The 20,869-nt window shown below is 66.5% G+C and carries 20 protein-coding genes; 7 read left to right on the top strand and 13 right to left on the bottom strand.

Going from position 1 to position 20,869, the window contains the following annotated elements; translation table 11 throughout:
• Positions 1 to 2: 2 nt before the first annotated feature.
• On the bottom strand, positions 3 to 431 hold the full coding sequence (locus O7543_RS19695) for an Imm1 family immunity protein (protein ID WP_281552481.1): 429 nt from the start codon (positions 429 to 431) through the stop codon (positions 3 to 5).
• 794 nt (positions 432 to 1,225) lie between these two features.
• On the opposite strand from O7543_RS19695, the gene O7543_RS19690 reads away from it, so the two are divergent.
• Positions 1,226 to 1,837 (top strand): DUF6879 family protein, encoded by a 612-nt coding sequence (locus O7543_RS19690; protein ID WP_281552482.1) that lies wholly within the window; start codon positions 1,226 to 1,228, stop codon positions 1,835 to 1,837.
• Positions 1,838 to 1,840: 3 nt separating this feature from the next.
• Positions 1,841 to 4,231: a tetratricopeptide repeat protein gene (locus O7543_RS19685; protein ID WP_281552483.1), complete on the top strand. Its 2,391-nt coding sequence runs from the start codon at positions 1,841 to 1,843 to the stop codon at positions 4,229 to 4,231.
• A gap of 77 nt (positions 4,232 to 4,308) precedes the next feature.
• Here the strand turns inward: O7543_RS19685 and O7543_RS19680 are convergent, their stop codons facing one another.
• From O7543_RS19680 to O7543_RS19650, 7 genes are all read right to left on the bottom strand, one after another.
• Positions 4,309 to 4,833 (bottom strand): hypothetical protein, encoded by a 525-nt coding sequence (locus O7543_RS19680; RefSeq protein WP_281552484.1) that lies wholly within the window; start codon positions 4,831 to 4,833, stop codon positions 4,309 to 4,311.
• A 136-nt stretch (positions 4,834 to 4,969) separates the two neighbouring features.
• Positions 4,970 to 6,088 carry a hypothetical protein gene (locus O7543_RS19675; RefSeq protein WP_281552485.1) on the bottom strand — a complete coding sequence of 373 codons (1,119 nt, stop codon included), beginning with the start codon at positions 6,086 to 6,088 and terminating at the stop codon, positions 4,970 to 4,972.
• Between the two features lie 161 nt (positions 6,089 to 6,249).
• Complete coding sequence (locus O7543_RS19670; protein ID WP_281552486.1) at positions 6,250 to 6,945, bottom strand: ATP-binding cassette domain-containing protein; 696 nt, start codon at positions 6,943 to 6,945, stop codon at positions 6,250 to 6,252.
• Between the two features lie 877 nt (positions 6,946 to 7,822).
• Positions 7,823 to 8,029 (bottom strand): DUF397 domain-containing protein, encoded by a 207-nt coding sequence (locus O7543_RS19665; RefSeq protein ID WP_281552487.1) that lies wholly within the window; start codon positions 8,027 to 8,029, stop codon positions 7,823 to 7,825.
• An 81-nt stretch (positions 8,030 to 8,110) separates the two neighbouring features.
• Complete coding sequence (locus tag O7543_RS19660; protein ID WP_281552488.1) at positions 8,111 to 8,437, bottom strand: Scr1 family TA system antitoxin-like transcriptional regulator; 327 nt, start codon at positions 8,435 to 8,437, stop codon at positions 8,111 to 8,113.
• A gap of 148 nt (positions 8,438 to 8,585) precedes the next feature.
• Complete coding sequence (locus tag O7543_RS19655) at positions 8,586 to 8,792, bottom strand: DUF397 domain-containing protein (RefSeq protein ID WP_281552489.1); 207 nt, start codon at positions 8,790 to 8,792, stop codon at positions 8,586 to 8,588.
• Entirely contained in the window at positions 8,789 to 9,685 is an 897-nt protein-coding gene (locus tag O7543_RS19650) for a helix-turn-helix transcriptional regulator (protein WP_281552490.1), read from the bottom strand. The genes O7543_RS19655 and O7543_RS19650 overlap by 4 nt, the downstream gene beginning before the upstream one ends.
• 138 nt (positions 9,686 to 9,823) lie before the next feature.
• On the opposite strand from O7543_RS19650, the gene O7543_RS19645 reads away from it, so the two are divergent.
• The 3 genes from O7543_RS19645 to O7543_RS19635 all read left to right on the top strand — a co-directional run bounded on the left by O7543_RS19645 (position 9,824) and on the right by O7543_RS19635 (position 11,598).
• Complete coding sequence (locus tag O7543_RS19645) at positions 9,824 to 10,153, top strand: hypothetical protein (RefSeq protein ID WP_281552491.1); 330 nt, start codon at positions 9,824 to 9,826, stop codon at positions 10,151 to 10,153.
• Between the two features lie 2 nt (positions 10,154 to 10,155).
• A complete protein-coding gene (locus tag O7543_RS19640) occupies positions 10,156 to 10,809 on the top strand; it encodes a DUF433 domain-containing protein (protein WP_281552492.1) in 654 nt (217 codons plus the stop codon).
• A gap of 63 nt (positions 10,810 to 10,872) precedes the next feature.
• Positions 10,873 to 11,598 (top strand): DNA-processing protein DprA, encoded by a 726-nt coding sequence (locus O7543_RS19635; protein WP_281552493.1) that lies wholly within the window; start codon positions 10,873 to 10,875, stop codon positions 11,596 to 11,598.
• 81 nt (positions 11,599 to 11,679) lie between these two features.
• Here O7543_RS19635 and O7543_RS19630 read toward each other — a convergent pair whose 3' ends face one another.
• Genes O7543_RS19630 through O7543_RS19610 form a run of 5 tightly spaced genes read right to left on the bottom strand, consistent with a single transcriptional unit; the run spans position 11,680 to position 15,042 of the window.
• Positions 11,680 to 12,168, bottom strand: coding sequence for a hypothetical protein (locus O7543_RS19630; protein ID WP_281552494.1), 489 nt, complete (start codon positions 12,166 to 12,168; stop codon positions 11,680 to 11,682).
• On the bottom strand, positions 12,165 to 12,629 hold the full coding sequence (locus tag O7543_RS19625; RefSeq protein ID WP_281552495.1) for an NUDIX hydrolase: 465 nt from the start codon (positions 12,627 to 12,629) through the stop codon (positions 12,165 to 12,167). The genes O7543_RS19630 and O7543_RS19625 overlap by 4 nt, the downstream gene beginning before the upstream one ends.
• Positions 12,630 to 12,654: 25 nt before the next feature.
• Entirely contained in the window at positions 12,655 to 13,455 is an 801-nt protein-coding gene (locus O7543_RS19620) for a protein phosphatase 2C domain-containing protein (protein WP_281552496.1), read from the bottom strand.
• An 11-nt stretch (positions 13,456 to 13,466) separates the two neighbouring features.
• The gene (locus O7543_RS19615) at positions 13,467 to 14,495 is read right to left on the bottom strand and encodes a hypothetical protein (protein ID WP_281552497.1); all 1,029 of its coding nucleotides are present in this window, start codon (positions 14,493 to 14,495) and stop codon (positions 13,467 to 13,469) included.
• Positions 14,482 to 15,042, bottom strand: coding sequence for a TauD/TfdA family dioxygenase (locus O7543_RS19610; RefSeq protein WP_348650026.1), 561 nt, complete (start codon positions 15,040 to 15,042; stop codon positions 14,482 to 14,484). The genes O7543_RS19615 and O7543_RS19610 overlap by 14 nt, the downstream gene beginning before the upstream one ends.
• Before the next feature lie 368 nt (positions 15,043 to 15,410).
• Between O7543_RS19610 and drmA the strand changes: the two genes are divergently transcribed.
• Positions 15,411 to 19,022 carry a DISARM system helicase DrmA gene (gene drmA, locus O7543_RS19605; RefSeq protein ID WP_281552499.1) on the top strand — a complete coding sequence of 1,204 codons (3,612 nt, stop codon included), beginning with the start codon at positions 15,411 to 15,413 and terminating at the stop codon, positions 19,020 to 19,022.
• Positions 19,019 to 20,860, top strand: a complete 1,842-nt coding sequence (locus O7543_RS19600) for a DUF1998 domain-containing protein (protein WP_281552500.1) — start codon at positions 19,019 to 19,021, stop codon at positions 20,858 to 20,860. Before drmA ends, O7543_RS19600 begins: the two co-directional genes overlap by 4 nt.
• Positions 20,861 to 20,869: the final 9 nt, after the last annotated feature.

Here is a 20,869-nt window from a genome sequence, read left to right as displayed (position 1 = left end):
CGCTAGCCGACCTCGGGAGCCAGCGGGACGGCGGCGGATGGTCCGCCGGTGGCAATGAACTCGGCCAGCCACTGGCGGACCTCGCTCAGCGGAATCTCAGCGCTGGCGGGGACGACGTGTTCGTTTCCCATGTAGTCGTAGACGGCATCGCCGCTGCGGCTAGGGTCCCCGATCGAATAGAAGCCACCGTTGTGGTCAGTGTATGAGATGGATCCTCGGCCGCGACCGATCCCTGCTTCGATTATGGGGAGACCATCTTCGCCTAGCAGGTTTGCCTGAACGACTGAGGGGATCTGGCGATCCGTCGTGGCGGTCAGGATGTGCTCGATCAACTTGTCGAGGCCGGTCAGGTCGTCGATGATGATTGCCGGGTCGCCGGTGCCGAAGTCGTTCTCGGGGACCTGGTCGAACCAGACTTCTAGCGCCACCACGGGCGGGCACCCCCTGTGTAGGTCTTGCGGAAGTTTGGACCGTGCACGGTGATGGAGCTGCCTTCCGGGAGTAGGATCGGAAGCATCCCATCGCAGCCGAGCCGGCCTCTGCAAGGCACGTTGTTGAGGACGATATCGAGGTGGCGGATGCCGCGATCTCGCATCTGCATGGCAACCTTCATCTCGATGTCTCCGGTGCGCTGCGGAAATCTTTTGCCCGGTCCCTGGTTCGACCGCACCCGGGAGGTCGCTCCTCAACCGCTCGACTTGATCGGGAAGCAGACGTCCGCCGGCTGCTATGGACGAGGTGGCGTCGTAGGGGCCAGACCTGTCCGAAGGGGCTGCTGTCGGCTCGCCGCTGATTCTACGGGTGTAGTCGAGCAGGTCTCGACCTGCGGCTGAGGTGAGTTCGGCAGCCTCTTGCAGCCGTTGGACAGCCGCTGCGGCGGCAGCGACGGCCTGGCTGGCGGCTGGATGGCTCGCCCCGCGGGTCAGTTCGCTGAGTTGCCCTTGCTGCTGGTGGATGGCTGTTCCGGCAGCTGCGAGAGCCTTGACGATGCGGGCAAGCGCTGACCGGGTTGCGTCTAGCGATCGAGCGATATCTCCTGCCGACGTGATCCCAACCTCCATCCGGAGCGGTCGAAGTCTTCAGTAAACATGAAACCGGAACACATCTGGGGCGCTGTCTGAGATCGTTCGATCCGGATACCTCGATGGTACGGTGTCGTGTGCTTATTTGTGTTGCATAGAGGGTGACGATTAGTGGATCACAAGGGCAAGGGTGGAGATGCCTGATGCATGAAGTCCTCGGCGGTGACCCAGGTGAGCTGCTGACACTCGACGACTACCTGACCGACTTCTACGAGCACTTCTGGCGGATAGAGTCGGTCGGCTTCTGGAAGCTGGAGCGGCAGCAGTTCTTCAAGGAGCCCGGCAACAAGAGCTGGGAGGCTTTCGTCGACGGTCGGTGGGATGAGTCGCTTCGGCTGATCGACGAGCAGCGCGACGACTTCGCCGATTACTACGGCCGGATCGCGCGTCAGGGCTTCGTCAACCGGCGTGTGCGGGTCGTCGAGAAGCCGATCATCCCGTACCTGCAATGGGAGCTGCACCTGCTCCGGCTCCGTCACGAGTACGGCGGCCTGACCAACGTCGTCGGTCCGGAGCAGGTCGCTCCGTACGAGAACGGGGGTCCGCTGCCGGAGATCTACACGCTCGGTCTCGACGTAATGTACGAGGCAATCTACGACGACACGGGTGTGCTCGCCGCCGCTCGTCGCTTCACCGACCCGGACCTGATCGCCCGGTGCCAAGGTCTCATCGAAGGGCTGTACCAGCAAGGCGAGCCGTTGGACACGTTCTTCGATCGGGAAGTGGCCACACTGGAGCCGCCTACGGGAACATGAGACATGTTCCAGGGCAGCGCGGCGTCCGACGACCCGGATCCCCGACACGTCAACCGGACCGACCTTTCCGGCAGCGCGGACCTGGTGCAGGCCCGTGACGTGCATGGGGGCGTACATTTTCATGGCCTCGACCCGGCACCCGGTCCGCCGCCACGGCAGCTACCCGGCGGGGTCGCAGGCTTCCTCAACCGCAACCGCGAGCTTCTGGCACTCGACCGCCTGCTGACTGACGCCCACCAAACCGCACCTGCGGTGACCTTGTTCGTCGTCGCCGGCACGGCCGGGGTTGGCAAGACGTCGCTTGCCGTCCGCTGGGCACATCGGGTCAAGACGCGCTACCCGGACGGACAGCTCTATGTGAACCTGCGCGGATATGACCGCGGACTGCCGGTCGACCCAGCGGAGGCCCTGGACCGGTTCCTCCGGTCGCTTGGCGTACCACCTGCTGCGATCCCGGCAGACCTGGACGAGCGGGCAGCGGTGTATCGGTCCCGCCTCGCCGACCGGCGAATCCTCGTCGTGCTGGACAACGCCGCATCGGTTGGTCAGGTCCGACCGCTGTTGCCAGGCACAGATACCTGCTCGGTCATCGTCACCAGCCGGAACCGACTCTCCGCACTGGTGGCCAGGGACGGTGGCCAACGCCTGACGCTCGACATCCTGCCGGAACACGACGCCGTCGAGCTGCTGCGGACTGTCATGGACGGCTATCGCCAGGGGGACAGTGAGGAGGAGTTGGTCGAGCTGGCCCGGCTGTGTGCGCGGCTACCGCTGGCGCTGCGGATCGCCGGCGAACGAGCGGCCAGCCGGCCGTTCATGGCCCTGCACGAACTGATTCAGGACCTGCGCGACGAGTCAGCGCTCTGGGACACGCTCACTGCCGACGACGGTGACGAGTCCGACGCGGTCCGGACGGTGTTCGCCTGGTCGTACCGCGCGTTGACCGAGGAAGCGGCACGACTGTTCCGGTTGCTGGGGCTGCATCCCGGCCCGGATTTCAGTGCGGCGGCGGCGGTCGCACTGTCCGGCACCCCGGCACGCCGGATCCGGCATCTGCTCGATCAACTCGTGGGCGCCCACCTGCTGGAGCACATCGGGCTGGACCGGTACCAACTGCACGACCTGCTCCGCGCGTACGCCATCGATCAGGTGCGTCAGCATGAGCCGGACGACGAACGCCAAGCGGCGCGGCTGCGGGTGCTCCGCTGGTACCTGCACAGCGCCGACGCTGCGGTGACGGCGATGCTCCCGTTCAACCAGACGGTGCCGCTGGACCCGCCAGATGGCAGTGCGCCGATGACCTTCGGCGCTTCGACGACTGCGGCCGAATGGTTCGAGGCCGAACGGCACAACCTGGTCGGGGCGACCCGCCTCGCCAGCGATTGCGGCGCACACCAGGTCGCCTGGCAGCTGGCGGCGGTGCTACGCGGGGTCTACATGCATCAGAACGCGTTCGACGAGTGGTCGACCACTGCGCGGATCGGGCTGGCGTCAGCCCGGTCGGTCGGTGACCGGCGCGGGGAAGCCGAAACCTTGGAAAGTCTCGGCAAGGCACACTTCCAGGCACGCCAACTCGACGAGGCGGCCGAGTGCCACCAGGCGGCCTTGTCGGTCCGCCGCGAGATCGGTGACGAGTTGGGCACCGCTGTTTCGATCAACGCGCTCGGCCTGCTGGGGCTGCGGCATCGCCGGCTGACCGACTCGGTCCGCTTCTTCTCCGAAGCCCTGGAGATCGTCACCCGACTCGGCAACCGGCGCTGGCGGGCGCTCGTGCTGAGCAATCTGGGCGAGACACGGTACGAGATGCTGCGGTTGCCGGGGGCCGCCGAGCTGCTCCGGGAGGCCCTCGCTGAGCTACGCGACCTCGGTGACCGTGGTCAGGAAGGTAATGCGTTGTTCTTCCTCGGCAGGGCCGAGCGGGAGATGGGCGACGTTGCCAGTGCACAGGCCCGCATCGAGACTGCGGTCGCGATTGCCGAGGAGGCGAACAACTCACTGTGGCTGGGCCACTGGCTGGTCGAACTGGCCCGGGTGCGGCGGGCCATCGGCGATCCCGCCGCCGCCCTCGACATCCTGCATCGCGCTGCTGCGCTGCAACGACGGATCGGTGACCGCAGCCGGGAAGCGACCGCATTCGACGGTGTCGGCGAGGCGTATCAGGATCTTGGCAGGTCGGCGGAGGCGGTGGACTTCCACCGCCAGGCCGCCGGAGTGCACCGCCGGCTCGGCGACTCCTGGCAAGCCGCCGTCGCGCTGCACAACCTGGCGACGGCGCTCGCGGCGACCGGCCGCGAAGCAGAAGCGCTGCCCGTACGGCAGGACGCGCTGACGCTGCTCAACCAGTTCGAGGACGCCCGCGCAGCCGACCTCCGCAGACTGATCCAGCAGGCCTGACCACGCCGTCGACTCCGATGCCGTGCGGACATCACACGCACGGCTGTAGTGGTAGCTGACCCATCTGCAGAGTGGACTTACCGGTACTGGGTCTGGAACATCCGTGAGCGTGGCCGTAGCCGATAGCGGCGCCAAGGGGTCGCGGAGTAGGCGACGATGCCGATGAGGAGAAGCGCGCCGCTGAGGATAAGGCTGGGAACGTCGTTCGGAGGGCGGGCGGTGAACTCCCACCAGAGATAGTAGCCTTGGCTGCTGTATCCCCAATACCACAGAAACACGATGGTTGTTACCGGCATGGCCCAGGCGAGACGCCACCCTAGGATCACACCTGATAGAAGCGAAATTCCGTACCAGGCAATGAGTGCGCGGAGGGTGATAGCCAGAGCTTCAATCGGAAGGGTGATACCTGCCGGGACGAGATACAGCAACCAGCATGTGATTGCCATGGCGACAGCGTAAAGCCAGGTGAGTCGTTTCAGGTGGGCGGTAGCCACAGATTCTAGGGCGCCCAGATTGCTCTGTAGTGCAAGTACCGGAAAAACGCTCGCAGCCATTGCGAGCATTCTCCAGAGCGGGACGCTGACCTGGCCGTTTTCGCCCACGGTTGGCAGGGTGGCCTCAATTGTTCCAAACCAGGCGGCGGATACGCCGCAGAGTGCAGCTGAAATTAGAGCAGAGCGGACCGGTCGCACAGCAACAAACAACCGGATCCCGCGCCAGGAAGCGCGGCTGGACTGCTTAACTCGAGGAGCTGCAGTAGCGGTCACGAATTTCACTCACTTCTTGATTGGCCCAAGAGATTTGATCGTCAATAGATTTGTTGCTAGCGAGCGTCCGACCCGCCTTCCACGCATACTGCATCTCGCTTGGGGCATTTGTTATCGAGTCTGGGGCGCCACCGCCGACCAAGTAGGCCGTCAGCCATGCTTCGAGCGTCCACAGTCGATTCGCGTCGTCGTCTGATATTTTTTGCCAATTACATGCATCCCGGTCAAGGAATTGGAATGTCAGGCTCAGGATGGCTTTTCCGATGTCATCTCCGTAGGACCATGGGCTGCCTGCGATGATTTGGAAGTATGGGGCGGCATCTAAATCTTGCTCGCGTTCGTTGGCGAGGTATGAGTGTGAATCTATCCCGTACTCGTTCATTCGAACTGGAATCGAAAAATTCCCGGGAAGGGCGTTGATGCGAGTGCTGATGGTGCGAATGTCAGAAAGATACTTCTCGTGCTCAGGCCAGATGCACAGCTGCGAGCGTCCTTCGATGCAGAGTATGTTGTTTCCGGGTGGATTTCGTGGTACAACGACCGGCGTGGCTAGCATGGATATTATGACTGCTATGGCGGTTGCCAAAGATAAGCCAAACTTTCGAAGTTTGACTTTTTTCGATTTAGATATCCAAAGTAGTGTTACAAGAAATGCAACTATGCTGGAAGTTCGTAGGAGTAATGAAAGCGAGTCAATTACAAACGCAGGTCTGCCAGTGAGGATGGCGAAGGAGCCCTGTTGGTCGAGAATTCCAATGAGGAGTAGGAATCCAAGTGGTGCGGTCAATGCGGCTATCGCGGCATTAAAGATCTTCCCCATCAGCCAGCCGACAGCAATCGCGACAAGTAGTACAAAAGCTCCAAAAACGAAATAGCCTATCCAAAGATGGAATCCTGGCGGTGCCGTCCGAGCGGTAATGGCGAGGGCGACAGCTTGGCCAATAATGTAGGGGCTGAGTAGAATGGTGGCTGTCGCACATAGAAGGTAAGCTTCGCGGGCGGCTGGAGCAACTCTGGCTGCGGCGAGTTGCTCATCTACTCCATGTCTATCTGGCGCTGTCACCGACCATGCCGCAGCGCCGGCTGTCACGACACCAAGCATGTATGCTGGCACCTGAGCTGCGGCACCTGTTTCCGGCCACACTCCGATCCAGTGCCGACTGCGTATGAATATGATCAATAGGTCCAAGACAATTAAGGGTGGTAGCGCCCAACGAATTGGGGAATTGCGCAGGTGTAGCAGCAGTACTCTCATACCTGCCGCTCACTTTCTGGCAATACATGCATGTATGCCTTCTCCAGATCAGAGTGACCTGGCAGATCCTCGCGACTCAGGGACGATAGGTCAATAACCGACCCGTCGAACCGGACCTCTCCGCTGTGCATGACAATTACTCGATCGCAGGCGGCGGCGACGTCGTCAGTGAGATGGGTGCTCAGCAGGACGATCGCGTCATCGAGCCCGGATAAGATGCTCCTGAACTGGAGCCGCTGGCGAGGGTCCAGACCAACAGTAGGCTCGTCGAGTAGCACCATTTGAGGGTTTCCTACAATCGCCCAGGCAATGCCTGCTCGGCGACGCATGCCGCCCGAGAGCTTTCGCATCTTCGATCGTCTCCGATCGGTCAAGTCGACCATCTCTAGTACGCGGTCTATCGATCTATTCCACTCTCCTGGCTCGACTCCCCGCATCCATGCAGCATACGCCACAAAGTCGGCAACGGTCATCTGCGGATCAAACCCGAAGTCCTGTGGGAGATAGCCGATACGGCTGCGGACCGATCGAGCCTTCTGTTCTGTGTCAATTTCGATGTCGTCGAATAATATGGAACCGTAGCTGGGTGGCATGATCGTGGCCAATGTGCGCAGCAGGGTTGTCTTGCCGGCACCGTTTGGGCCGAGAACGCCAATTGTGCCAGGCTGAAGTGTGAGGCTGATGCGGTTCATGGCAAGCGTCAATCCGTACCGCTGTGACACCGCGTCTAGCACTACGTTCATCTGATGATCTCACTCCTCAACGGCAGCGTGCTGGGGATGCGTATTACCGCATCCCCAGCACGCTGTTTCGCCTGGCGTTTGATAGGTTCTAGTAGTAAGTGATCTGCCCGTTGCTGACGGAGATGAGGCAGTCGGCACCGGAGACGGTTTGGGTGCTCCCGGAAAAACGGAATCTATCAAGGTAGCGGGTGCCCTGAAGTGAGCAGCTGACGGAAGATTGGTACGTTCCGGTCAGACCGGCACCCGGCGATGAGCACTTTTGCGCCCATGCGGTGTTCCACCATTCGGTGTAGCAGTTTGAAAGTTTGTTCGACGTGCCAGCTGCGGTTGCTGCGGAACTGCCAAGTGTCACAGCTGCGACCATGATGGCTGCGAGGGTAACCGCTTGTGCGATCCGCCTTGGGTTCAGTGAGTTCCGCTGTCGTACCACTTGCCTTGCACTCATGAGTCCACCTCGCGAGTTGAAGGAACAGCTGGCAACGCAGAAATGATTGATCTGCATGCGTAGCGTAGCAAAACTTCGGCGGGGGGCAATGAGAACGGACCTGGTTCGTTGGCCTTTGGTGGCTGCGTGCCGGAGCCTCCTTGTGTAGGTGCAGGTGAGTCACTCCTAATGTCGGTCGGGCGAACCCGTATGATGTATATCACACCTTTGCTTCGGCTTCACGAGTGGGTTGTCGGCTTCGGGTTCGCGTCACCGGGATCGCCGTCGGTCCTTGGGGGTGCAGGAGCACTTCAGATCAGGGCTGGGTGGTCGACCCGAGGGCGCCGGACCAGCCCGCTCGGTTGCCTTGGCTGGCAGCCCAGCTCCTGCGGGGCCTGGCGGTCAGGGTTGGGTGGGGGTGTGCTTGAGGCCGGTGACGAAGGTGGTCCAGGCGGTAGCACCGAAGGCGAGGATCGGGCCGGTGCGGTCCTTGGTGTCGCGTACGTCTACCTGGCCGCCAGCGAAGCGGACCTCGACGCAACTTGCGTTGCTTGAGCTTCGCGAGGACTTGAACCAGTCCCGGTCAAGGGTGCCGACCTGCGGGGTCATCCCATCTCTTTACGGCATCACCCGGATTTCAATCTGCTCCGGTCGCTCGGTCATTAGGGTGGTGAGGTGGTCGAGTTGCGCTCACATCACCGCCGGGCCGCCGACCTGCTGACGCAGCGCGCCTTCGCTGATCACGGTGTTGATTCGGATCGGGTCGCTGGCGGCGAGCCGCACCTGACGAGCCATCCGGACGTCGACCCATCGCTCCACTTCAGCTAGACGGATCGTGGTGGAGCCGCCACGGATCGCCGCACGGGCATACTCCTCGGTCTGCAGCAGGCCGTGGATGGCCTCGGAGCGAAAGCTACGGAGCTGCGACGCGCCGGCCTCGTAGCCGAGGAAGCGCAGGAATTCGTTCGGGAAGAGCTTGGCGTAGTCCTGCCACCAGCCGCGACGCGCGGCGCCCACCCGCAGCTCCTCCAATTCGGCGGCGTCCCAGCGGACTCAGTTTGAAGATCGGATGCGCTCCATCTGCACGACACGCCGAGCGCGAAGCAGATGGAGCGCATCCGACCGTGGGTCCGTTGCAGCCGTCGATCCTGGCAGGGTCCTGCCGTCAGGGCTGGGTGAGGGTGGACTTGAGGCCGGTGACGAAGCTGGTCCAGGTGTTGGGGCCGAAGGCGAGCGTCGGGCCGGTGCGGTCTTTTGTGTCGCGTACGTCCACCTGGCCGCCAGCGAAGCGGACCTCGACGCAGGCAGCGTTGTTGGAGCTGCGCGACGACTTGAACCAGTCCCGGTCAGGGGTGCCGACCTGTGGGGTCATCCCATCTCCTTGACTATCTGGCGGATCAGCGCGAGTGAGTCCTGCGAGCTTAACGCGCGTTCCTCAGCCTCAGCGAAGGTCATCGTGTAGTCGGCTACGCGAGCCGACTGGTCGATGATGTCGCTGGAGGTCAGGACTTCCTGCCAGACCAGGTCAGGCAGCCGGGGCGATGGGAACGAGAGGATCTGGAACGGCCCGCCGAGCGCGGGGTGTGCTCCGGCGATGAACGGCACGACCCTGATACGGATCTGATCCGGATGCGTGGACACCAGCTCGGCCAGGTGGTTGAGCTGGTCGCGCATGACCTCCGGACCGCCGATCTGCTGCCGGAGGACTGCCTCGCTGATGACGGTGCTCACGTTCAAGGGGTTGGGGCCGGTCAGCCGAGCCTGCCGTGCAATGCGCGCCTTCACTCGCCTGGTCATCTCGGTCAACCGGACGTAGGTGTTGCCGCCACGGATCACGGCACGTGCGTAGTCCTCGGTCTGGAGCAGCCCGTGGAGTAGCTCGTTGTCGTAGCTGCGGACGTGATCCGCGCCGGCCTCGTAGCCGAGGAAGCGGAGGAAGTCAGCGGGGAAGAGTTGAGAGTACTGGTGCCACCAGGCGCGACGGGTCGCTCCCACCCGCAGCTCTTCCAGCTCGGCTGCGTCCTCCGGGTCGATCTCGTAGATCTCGATGAGTTGAGCCAGTCGACCGGCTGGCAGTTTGACACGGCCGGCTTCTACGCCCGAGATGTACGCCTGGGCGATGCCGGTCGCCTTACCGGAAGCAACCGCTGTCATGCCCAACTCTTCGCGGCGCTGGCGCAGCCTGATGCCGAGTTCCCATGCCTGCACGGTGGGCGAGACGTCTGCGCCGTCGGTTGCCTCTTGGCCCGTCGGTGACTGGATCATGTTCCTCACTCCTTACAGGACCGGATAGCAGGGTGAGCCTACTTCAATAAGTCGCTACAGACTAGGGGGTTGATATAACAAACGATTTCCCTGATGCTAGTCACGGTCGGCAGTCCCGCCGCAAACGAGGAGGTTCCCGTGTACCGATTCGGAAAGTTGATCTATCAGCAGGAGGCGGAGGAGCGGTACGGGTTCTCGCTGTGCCGTATCGACAACGCCGGCACACGTGACCAGACGTACGACCTGCTCGGAGTCATCCGGGTCGCCGTCGACCCGCGCCAGCCGGAGAAGCTGGGGGAGAACCTGCGCGGCTGGGCGGTCGCGACCCTGACCGCCGGCGGCCACGGGTTCGGCTGCTACCACGCCGCCTTCAGCACCCTCGACGAAGACGACCAACCCGAGAGCGACCTCGGCAACCTCGACATCAACTGGTCCGGCTCGGAAGTCCTCGTACCCGCCGCCGAATAGGCGTGTACGCCGAAGCGGCGGCGGCCCGGCTGCTCCGCGTACCGCCGTCGACCTTGCGCCGCTGGCTGGCCGTCACCGACGGCCGCCAGCGGCGGTCCGACCCGCCCGGCAGCCGAGCCGGCCCGCCTGGTCGGCGGATGCTCGACTGGGCCGAGTTCGTCGAAGCGGCCTACCTGCGGGAACACCGACAGGCGCATCGTGTGCCGATGACCGGGCTGCCGATCTTCCTGGCGTTGCTCCGGGACCAATTCGGCGTGCCGCACCCGATTGCTGACCGGCGCGTCTTCACCGACGGACGCGCCGTCGTCTGGGATCTCCAGGCCGCCGCCGGCCTGCATCCACGATGGTGGCTCGTCGTGACGACCGGCGACCGCCTGACGCTGACCCCGCCGGCTGAGGCCTTCCACCGGCGAGTCGACTGGGCCGGCAACACCGCGGCCAGCTACCGACCTGACCCGAACCCGGACTCGCCGATCCGTGTCCGGCCTGACGTCCGCTTCGGCCGGCCCGCCATCGGCGGGGTGAGCACCGAGACCATCGCCGAACACCAGGCGGCAGGCACCGACCCCGAGACGATCGCCGAGATGTACGCCCTGACGCCGGCTGACGTTGCCTGGGCGCTGGCCTACGAGTCCGGCACCCGGCCCAGCCGTTGACTGAACGTGGGAGGTTCGATGCCCAACCGAACGCTGTGTCAGCCCCAGACACTGTTTCCGGCCGTGACCGGCTCCGGTGCTGAGCTGGTTGCCGCCACTGCCGACGAGATCGCCGGATGGCAGGCGGACGGGATCGGCGTACACGCCTTCTCCGACGACAGCTACCCCGCCCAGCTGCGCGGCATCAAGGAGGCACCTCCGCTGCTGTTCACCCGTGGCAGGCTGCGTGCCAACGACCGGGCCATCGCCGTCATCGGCAGCCGCAAGGCGTCCGAGCGCGGACTGGTCATCGCCCGATCGGTAGCCGCGTCGCTGGTCAACCGGGGAGTGACGGTCGCCAGCGGGCTTGCGCACGGCATCGACACCGCTGCGCACACCGCAGCCCTCGCAGCCGGTGGCCGGACCGTCGCGGTCATCGGCACCGGCATCCGCAACTACTATCCGTCGGCCAACCGGCGGCTGCAGGACCACATCGCCGACGTCGGCCTGGTGGTCAGCCAGTTCTGGCCCGACGCCGGCCCCACCCGGCAGAGCTTCCCGATGCGCAACGCGGTGATGAGCGGGTACGCGGCAGCGACCCTCGTCGTCGAAGCCGGCGAGACCAGCGGTGCCCGGATCCAGGCACGCCTTGCCCTCGGGCAAGGCCGGCCGGTGATCCTGACCAGCCATGTCATGCGAAGTCGATGGGCGCAAGCCTTCGCCACCGAGCCGGGCGTCCACGTCGTACGCGGCACAGCAGAGCTGATCGAAGCCGTCGACGGCATCCTCAACCGGCTCCCACTCAAGTAGACAGCCGTAGCGGAAGCTCTTGCTGATCGAGCGCCTGTGCGGCGAAGCCATGAGCCGGTTGGTCGATTGAGATCCTGTCGTTCATGGCGTGACGCTGGTGATGGTGTGCAGCATGGCGAACTCGCCGCCGCCGGTCAGGCAGTAGGGGGCGACATCGGGCAGGTCGAGGTCGCTGGTCGAGGGGTTGGCGTAGCCGCCACCGCCGACGACCCGGCTGCCGATCGCGATCGGCTCCCGGCCCGGTACGTCGACCCCGGCGACCTGCCCACCGTCCCGCCACACCTTCGTGCCGGGCGGCCAGACAGCGACGTTGCGCATCCCGTCCTGCCCGGTCGTCGCGTCCGGTTCGAGGACGAAACAGTCGTCGTCGGCGAGGTGGCGCAGGTATCCGTCGATCTGCGCGTCGTCGCCACCACGTCGTACGTCGTGAACGAGCAGCGTCGGGTCCGATTCGGCGACGGAGACCGGCGGACTCGACGTACAGCCGAAACACACCGCGGCCGACATGACGGCGAGGAACACCCGAGCGGGCCGGCTACCCCAGCGGGGGTAGCCCTTCCGCCGGATCATGTCGAACGCATGGGTGACGTCGAACTGCGGACGAGGTCGCGCCAGCGGGAAATCGTCGCCTTGTACGGTGCCGGCATATGCAGGTCGGGCACCTCGTCGTAGCCGAAGACCCCGAGCTCCTTGTGCTCGTCGGTGTAGATCAACTCTTCTTCACCCGTGTAGACCGCACCGAAGCTGACGATGAAGACGTGCCGAAGCGGGGTGATCTCGTACACCCACGAGTCGATGATCCGCACGCCGGTGATTGTCAGGCCCAGCTCCTCGGCGACTTCCCGGCAGACGCCCTGCTCCGGTGACTCGCCGACTTCCAGCTTGCCGCCGGGCAGCTCCCACTCGTCGCGCTCGTTCTTCAGCAGCGGCACCCGACCATGGTGGTCGACGACCAGCTTCACCGAGATCGGCAACTGGTACTCGAAGTAGCCCGGGTTGCGTTCGACGAGGTACGGCGGCCGGTCGGACATGGCAGGTGCTCCCATCTGTACTGCCTCAGCCCGCGCAGATCAGGACGGCGGCGACGTCGTCGGCGCGTTTGAAACGGTCACCGCCGACGGCCGGGTCGCTCTCCGTCTGCCGGATCAACTTCTCCAGGTACGCCACCCCACGCTCCCGGGCCTCGGCGACGACCTCGGACCACCCGGCGAAGAGCTGGTAATCGGTGACCAGCCGGGCGAACCCGTCCGTGCAGAGCAGGATGTGGCCGGTCCCTGCCCAGTCCGCGGTGATCCGGTGCGGGACGAGGCGGCGCTGCGGGTGGCCGGAGAAGACCGATTCGACATCACCGGAGGTCATCGTGTGCCGGCGTCGCTGCTGCATCGCGGCGACGACCTTAGCTGGGTCGGTCTCGCGGGCCCGCACCGCCGCCGCCTCTCGCCCGTCGAAGTAGCTGGTGGCGAGGACGCGGGTGGTGTCACCGTCGATGACAGCGGTGGCGTCGCCAATGCGGGTCAGCTCGAAACCGCCGCCCTGGTCGACGCAGAGACCGATCGAGCAGGCCGGCGGCATCCGATCCGGGGGGAAGCCGTACGCCTCCTGCTGCCGATGCACCTCGACGGCGATCCGCTCCAACAGGTCGGCGCCGCTGCCCTGATAACCGTCCGTCCCGGATTCTGTGAGGAGCGCCCCGACCAGGTCGACCAGCCACACCACGTCACGCTCTGCGGGCAGGGCAGCGTCGTCGTACAGGTCGGTGGCACCGTCGATGACCCAGGCCAGCGAACCCGCGTGGCCTACCCGGTCCTCGTTCGACCTGGCCCCGCCGGCTGTGGTGACCGAATCCCGAACCTTCATCTTGATCCTCTTCACGGCATCCACGAATCCGGAACGAACATCCCGGTCGCGATCAGGCCAGATGCGAGCGTGGCGACCACTCCAACACGCCACACGCTGCTGTTGTTGATGAGCGAGAAGGTGCCGAAGACCAGGCCAATCGCGCCGGCCGCGACCAACATCAGGCGAATCCCGTCGGCACCCTTGCTCTGGCTCGCGACATTACCAGCAGTGGCTACAAACGCAACCACCGCTGCCAACAACCCGAGTAGCTGTAGTTGCTGTGTCTTGAACTCGGTCAGCTCTTTACGTAGCCGGTCCTGTGCCCGGAACCACCTTGATCGTTCCTCCAGAAGATCGACTCGGACCCGTGTGGCCTGGTACTGGGTGAGTCTTCGCAGGTAATCCCTTGAGCTGCGGGGTTCGAGCTCGATAGCTTGAGCGACGGATACCCTGGCCGCCTCGAACTCTCCGCGCAATGCCAGGACCCGCCCCTTTGTCTCGAAGTAGTGTGCCAGCTTGCCCTGCGAGAGGGCGATCGCTCGATCGACGTGCCGTTCAACCTGGTCAAGATCTTGCGCGGGGGCACCCTTGTCCAGGCGTTCGAGGTACTCGACCCAGAATGCCGCGAGTTGATGCACCACCGCGGGCACATCTGGCATCAGGTCGACGGCCTGCCTGGAGAACTCTACTGAGCTGCGCAAAGAGGCAAGGTCGCCACGCATTCTGGCCGAGATCGCCCGGAATGTGTGGAAGTACGGCTCGGTACCGAACTGGTCCTCGTACCGTCGGACCATGGCGGCGTACTCGCCGTGTCGCTCTTCCCGTCGTAGTCGCAGCAGCAGCGCGTAGAACGCGGCGAACCGAACACGGCGGGGCAGCCTTGGGGTATCGACGATGGCGTGCAGATCGGCCTCTGGGTCATCGACCTTCTCTAGGATGTCCCGGACCACATGCGGGAAGCGGGCGTCCCGGGCTGGGGGAGTCTTAGACAGCGCCTGTGCCAGCAATGACCTGCGCCGTCGATCCTCGGCGCTGCGCCTGGGCTCAGGAATCCGCACGCCGGAACCCCCTGTTGAGCCAGGCGTACGGGTGGCCCTCCTTGACTTTCGCCAGGAATCGGATAACGCAGCGCCTACCGGTGAACGCTGAACGTCCATGTAGCGTGCGGTGGTTGTGCAACAGGTAACCGTCGCCGCGGCCGAGTGCCAATGGCGCTGACGCGTCCTTGATCAACTGTCGAAGCCTGGCAGTTATCTCCGCAGGTCGATCACGATGCCATGGCCAGGCGATCTCGTCGTCGCGGTAGCGGATCCGCTGGAAGCCATCGCGTGATCCGAATATCGCCTGTACTCCCTCCTGGCCGGACATCGACAGTGACAACCCGGCAACCGCCTCGGCACCAAACTGACCTCGAAGCTCCGCTGCTACGTATGCTCCGTCGACTACCACGCCACCTCCGCCGACGTCAGCAGGGATGACGGTCAGGGAAGCCAGCAAGCTGGGTGGTTCGACGTGCAGGCTTCGGTCGGTATGTGGCAGGAGGGCGGTTCGGGAGAATCCGGCAGCGTTCAACACATCGGAAGGTGTTTTGGAAGGATCGATCACTGTTACTCCCGGTTGAGCTTGGTGAGGGTGATCAACCGGCAGAGTCCAAGTCTTGAGCAGCCTGCTTACCTCGACGGCTCTGGCCTGTCTGATCAGCACGTACCCATCCCGAGCTAGGTAACCACCGACTTCGTCATGCGCAATTTCCAACGCGCCGTTGGACGCCAGCAACCGCATAGGCAGGCCCTTGATTGACTCCTGACAGCCACCGTATGTGTCCAATGTGATCAACACAAGGTCTTGAGTACTCGACGCAAACGGTCTCGCCGACGAGGTGTACGTCTGGGTAGTGATCGTTCTTGCCAGACCGACGGGTACAGCCGATCGCATGAGGACGGTGTCGGGGGGGAGCCGTTACGGTGGCGGGCATGGGTGAGGCAGGCGTACTCGGCAGACCAGACGCGGGCGTGATCCGCGACGAACTGCAGGCGCTGGTCTTGGCCGACCTGCTCGGGCCGCTCGACGGGCCGGACGAGGAGTTCGGCACCCAGGAGAGCCCGCTCGACCGCTACCTGCTCGGCCGGCTCGCCCCCAACGGCCAGGCCGTCGAGCCCGACACCCAGGACGAGCTCTCCGACGCCAGCGCACCGGACATCATGGAGGGCCAGCCGGAGCCGAGCGCGCCCAACGTGCCCAGCCTCGCCCCGTCTGCGCTCGGCTTCACCGCCACCGTGGACGGTGCCGCCACCGCGCTGCGGGTCACCGGCGGCTGGGGTCGCTACGACCGGGCCACCTCGCAGCGCGAGGAACACGCCGGCCGGGTCTGGCAGCGCCAGAGCCACGGCGGCACCATCATCGTCGTACTCGCCGAAGGCCCGCTGCCGCCGCAGGCCCCCGACCCGGACCAACCCGACATCGTGGTACGCGGCCGGGCCCGCCGCCGCGACGGCCGCTGGCTGATCTCCCTGTTCCTGGAGAACCGGCAGCGGCCCGGCGCGCGGCGCGACGCCAGCTCCTGGATCTTCCAGGTGGAGCTGTCCGCCACCGGCGACGGCGACCAGCCGGTCTTCTGGCCCCGACCCGAGCAGATCACCGGCGGCGACGCCTCCGACCAGGCCGAACGCCGCCGGCTCGCGATGGCCTACCGCTTCCACCCCGAGTACGCCGTCGGCCACGGCACCGCCGTGCGGGCCGACCCGGCGGCCGGCGGCGACCCCGCGCTGCGCGCCCACCGGATCCGCACCTGCCCGGTGCCCGTACACGAACTGCCGTTCACCGACGTGCCGACCGCCGACACCGACCCCGATCTGCCGGAGCTGGCCGCCGTCGAGCTCGACATGAAACGCCTCGCCGAGCTGGCCGCCACCCCGCCGGCCGCCCCGGCCAGAGGCACGGCACGCGGTCCGGCCGGTGATCCGCTGCTGGCGGCGCTGACCCCGCTCGTCGACGGCTACCGGGCCTGGATCGCCGGCAACGAAGCCGCCGCCGACCAGCCGCACCGCCGGCTCACCGAACACCGTCAGCAGGTCACCGAGGCGCTGCGCGACGCCCGCCGGGCCGCCGACCGGATCGCCGCCGGCATCGGCCTGCTCGCCACCGACCCGGCCGCCCGCCGCGCCTTCGGCTTCGCCAACCGGGCGATGTACCTGCAGCGGGTGCACACCAGGGTCGCCGACGCCCGTCGCGAACACCCCGGCGTCGGGCTCGCGGCGGCGACCGCCGCCGCCGACCAGCCCGTCAACCACCGCTGGCGGCCGTTCCAGCTCGCCTTCCTGCTGATCAATCTGCCGGCGCTGGCCGACCCCCGGCACGCCGAACGCACCGAGGACCAGCAGCGGGCCGTCGCCGACCTGCTGTGGTTCCCCACCGGTGGCGGCAAGACCGAGGCGTACCTCGGGTTGACCGCCTTCACCATCGCGATCCGCCGGCTGCAACCCGCCCACGGCGGACTGGTCGCCGCCGACGGCCTCGCCGTGCTGATGCGCTACACGCTGCGGCTGCTCACCATCCAACAGTTCGAGCGGGCCGCCACCCTGATCTGCGCCGCCGAGACGCTGCGCCTGGCCGACGAAACCACCTGGGGCGACACGCCGATCCGGATCGGACTGTGGGTCGGCGGCAAGGTCACCCCCAACCACACCGACCAGGCCCGGCAGTGGCAGCAGCAGCAGCGTGGCCGGCGCGGCGCCGCCACCCGGGGCCACGGCTCACCGCACCAGCTGACCAGCTGCCCGTGGTGCGGCAGCCGGATCGAACCCGGCCGGGACATCGTGATCGACCCGACGTACCGCCGGACCCTGGTCCGCTGCCCCGACGTCGAATGCCCGTTCAGCGACCTCGCCGGGTTCGGCCGGCCCGACGACCAGCGCGGGCTGCCGGTGCTCGTCGTCGACGAGGAGATCTACCGGCACCCGCCGGCCCTGCTGATCGCCACCGTCGACAAGTTCGCCCAACTGGCCTGGAAAGGCGCGACAGCAGCGTTGTTCGGGCAGGTCAGCCGGCGCTGTGAACGGCACGGCTACGTCACCGAAGACCTGGAACACGCCGACTGGGAAGCGACGTACCACCGGGCCGCCGGCACCGCCGGGCCGGCCAGCATCGTCGACTGCCCCCGGCTGCGACCCCCTGACCTGATCATCCAGGACGAGCTGCACCTGATCTCCGGTCCGCTCGGCTCCCTCGTCGGCCTCTACGAGACCGCCGTCGACCGGCTCGCCACCTGGCAGCCGGTGACCGGTCACTCGACCCGGCCCAAGGTGATCGCCTCCACCGCGACCGTCCGCCGCGCCCACCAGCAGATCGGCGCACTGTTCCACCGCTCGACCAGCGTCTTCCCACCGCCCGGCCTGGACGCCGCCGACAGCTTCTTCGCCCGCCAGCGCGACCCCGACCAGCGTCCCGGCCGGCGCTACATCGGCATCTGCGCCCACGGCACCCGGATCAAGTCGGCCCTGATCCGGGTGTACGTGTCGGTCCTCGGTGCCGCCCAGAAGCTGCACGAACGCTACGGCCGCAACGACGTCACCGACCCGTACATGACCCTGGTCGGCTACTTCAACAGCCTGCGCGACCTCGGCGGCATGCGACGCCTCGTCGAAGACGACGTCTCCACCCGACTCGCCCGCGCCGACGAACGCGGCCTGGCCCGCCGCTACGACCCGCTGCTGGAGGAACTGACCTCCCGGATGTCCTCCGACGCGATCCGGCCACTGCTGGACCGGCTCGCCGTCCGGTTCACCGGCGGGCGCGGCAAAGCCGGCCCGAGACCGATCGACGTGCTCCTCGCCACCAGCATGATCTCCGTCGGGGTCGACGTCTCCCGGCTCGGCGTGATGGTCGTCGCCAACCAGCCCAAGTCGGCCGCCGAGTACATCCAGGCCACCAGCCGGGTCGGTCGCGCCGCCCCCGGCATCGTCTTCACCGTCTACAACTGGGCCCGCCCCCGCGACCTGTCACACTACGAACGCTTCGACCACTTCCACGCCACCGTCTACCGGCAGGTCGAAGCGCTGTCGGTCACCCCGTTCGCCGAACGGGCCATCGACCGCGGATTGACCGGGGTGCTGGTCGCCCTGATCCGCAACCTGGAACACACCTACAACGGCAACCTGAGCGCCCAGCACTTCGACCGCTACGGCCCCCTCGCCGACCACGTGGTGCGTTTCCTCGCCCGGCGCAGCGACGTCGCCGCCGACAACGCCGTACGGCTACGCGTCGAGGACGAGCTGGAAGCGCGGCTCGACGCGTGGGCGCGGGAACGGGCCATGCCCGCCCGGCGGCTCGCGTACGACAAACCACGCCGCAGCGACGACACCGCCGGGCTGCTGCACCGCCCCGAGGAGGGCCGCTGGCGGCAGACCACCTGCCCCACCTCGCTGCGCGACGTCGAACCCGGCGTACAGCTGCAGCTGCAGCTCGCCGGGGCAGCCATGGCGGAACCACCGCCACCGTTCGTGCCCCGCGTCGATCCGGCGACCGGCACCGGGGCCGCCGCCGGTGGGGCCGCTGGCGGAGCCGACGGGCCGGAGGCGCTGGCGTGAGCGAACCACAGCTACGGCAACTGCGGGTCGGCGCGCTGCGCCCCAACCAGCTGCTGCACACCTACGGCATCGGCTCCGTCGCCGACCTGCCCAGCCTGTCGGTGATGCCGCTCGGCCTCGACCACTGGGAGCTGGCCCGCGCCACCGTCATCACCGAAGACCGGCTGCTCGCCGCCATGCGCGCCAAACTCGGTCACCAGGTGCAGGCGCTGCGGCTGCCGCCGCACCTGCCGGAAACCTCCGACCCGTACGCCGAATGGGCCCGCATCGGGGTGCCGGTCGCGTTGTTTCCCGCCTGGTTGCGTTGCTCCGACACCCGGTGCAACCAACTCGCCCCAGTCGAGTCGGGTCTGTTCGAGCTGGTCTCGGCGCCGACGCCGGACAAGGTCCGCTACGTGCACACCTGCCGGGGCAACGGCGGCGGCCGACCCACCGCCGTACCGGCCCGGTTCGTGCTGGCCTGCGGCAACGGCCACCTCGACGACTTTCCCTGGTCGTACTTCGTGCACCGGGGCAGCGACCCCGGGGCCGGGCACCCGCTGCAACTGTCCGAACGCGGCAGCACCGGCGAGACCACCAACATCTTCGTCACCTGCGGCCAGTGCGCGGCGGCGCGGCCCATCTCGGACGCGATCGGGGCGCTCGCCGACCGCAACCTGCCCGCCTGCCGGGGCCGCCACCCGCACCTGGGCAGCTACGAACCGTGCGACGCGCCGCCGCGCACCCTGGCGCTCGGCGCCACCAACAGCTGGTTCGCCATGCAGGCGGCGGTGTTCAGCGTGCCGAAGGCTGAACACCCGGTGGACCACCTGGTCGCCGAATTCTGGCCGACGCTGAGCGTGCTCGCCCCGCTGCCAGCGGAGACCGGCACGATGATCCTGCCCACCCAGACCTGCTGGTCCGAGCTGCAACCGCACGGAGTGGACAAGGTGTGGGCGGCGATCCAGCGGCGGCACGAAGCCGGCGACACCCCCGGCGGCGGTGACTGGGACAATCTCGACCTGCACCTGCCCGAGTGGCGCGCGTTCACCGCCAGCGTCGGCGCGGCACTGCCGGACTTCACCACCCGGCCGGAGCCGGTCCCGGCCGGGCACCGGGACTGGCTGAGCCAGGTGGTGCTGGTGCCCCGGCTGCGTCGGGTCGCCGCACTGTACGGCTTCACCCGCATCGACGCCCCCGAACGGGACGTGCTCGACACCCCCGACCAGTGCCGCGCACCGCTGTCCGCCGAGCCGCCCACCTGGGTGCCGTGCGCCGAAACCCGCGGTGAAGGCATCTTCCTGCGGTTCGCCGAGGAACGCATCGTCGCCTGGGAGCACGACCCCGCGGTCAAAGCCCGCGAACACCTGCTGATCCGGGCCCACGACAAATGGCGGGCGCAGCGCCAACTACCCCCCGGAGGCTGGCCCGGCCTGCGCTACCTGCTGCTGCACACCCTCGGGCACACCCTGATCCGGGAGCTGGCGCTGGAATGCGGCTACAGCGCCTCCGGCATCGGCGAGCGGGTGTACGCGCGTGCCGGCGACTCGCCGATGGCCGGGGTGCTGCTCTACACCGCCGCCCCGGACAGTGAAGGCACCCTCGGTGGCCTGGTCACCCTCGGCCGGGCCGACCGGCTCGGCCCACTCATCGACCGCGCGTTGCACGGTGCCCGGCTGTGCAGCTCCGACCCGCTCTGTGCCGAACACGACCCGACGGTGCACGGCCGGCTCGCCGGAGCCGCCTGCCATGCCTGCCTGTACGCCGCCGAAACGTCCTGCGAAGGCGGCAACCACTACCTGGACCGGTCGTTGCTGGTCGACACCCTCGCCGACAACGAGTGCGGCTTCTTCAGGTGACCGGCTGCC

It is taken from the genome of Solwaraspora sp. WMMA2080, from assembly GCF_027497395.1.
In the GTDB taxonomy this organism is placed as follows: domain Bacteria; phylum Actinomycetota; class Actinomycetes; order Mycobacteriales; family Micromonosporaceae; genus Micromonospora_E.
Note: the sequence above shows the minus strand (reverse complement) of the source record. Positions and strands in the feature narration are given on the sequence as shown.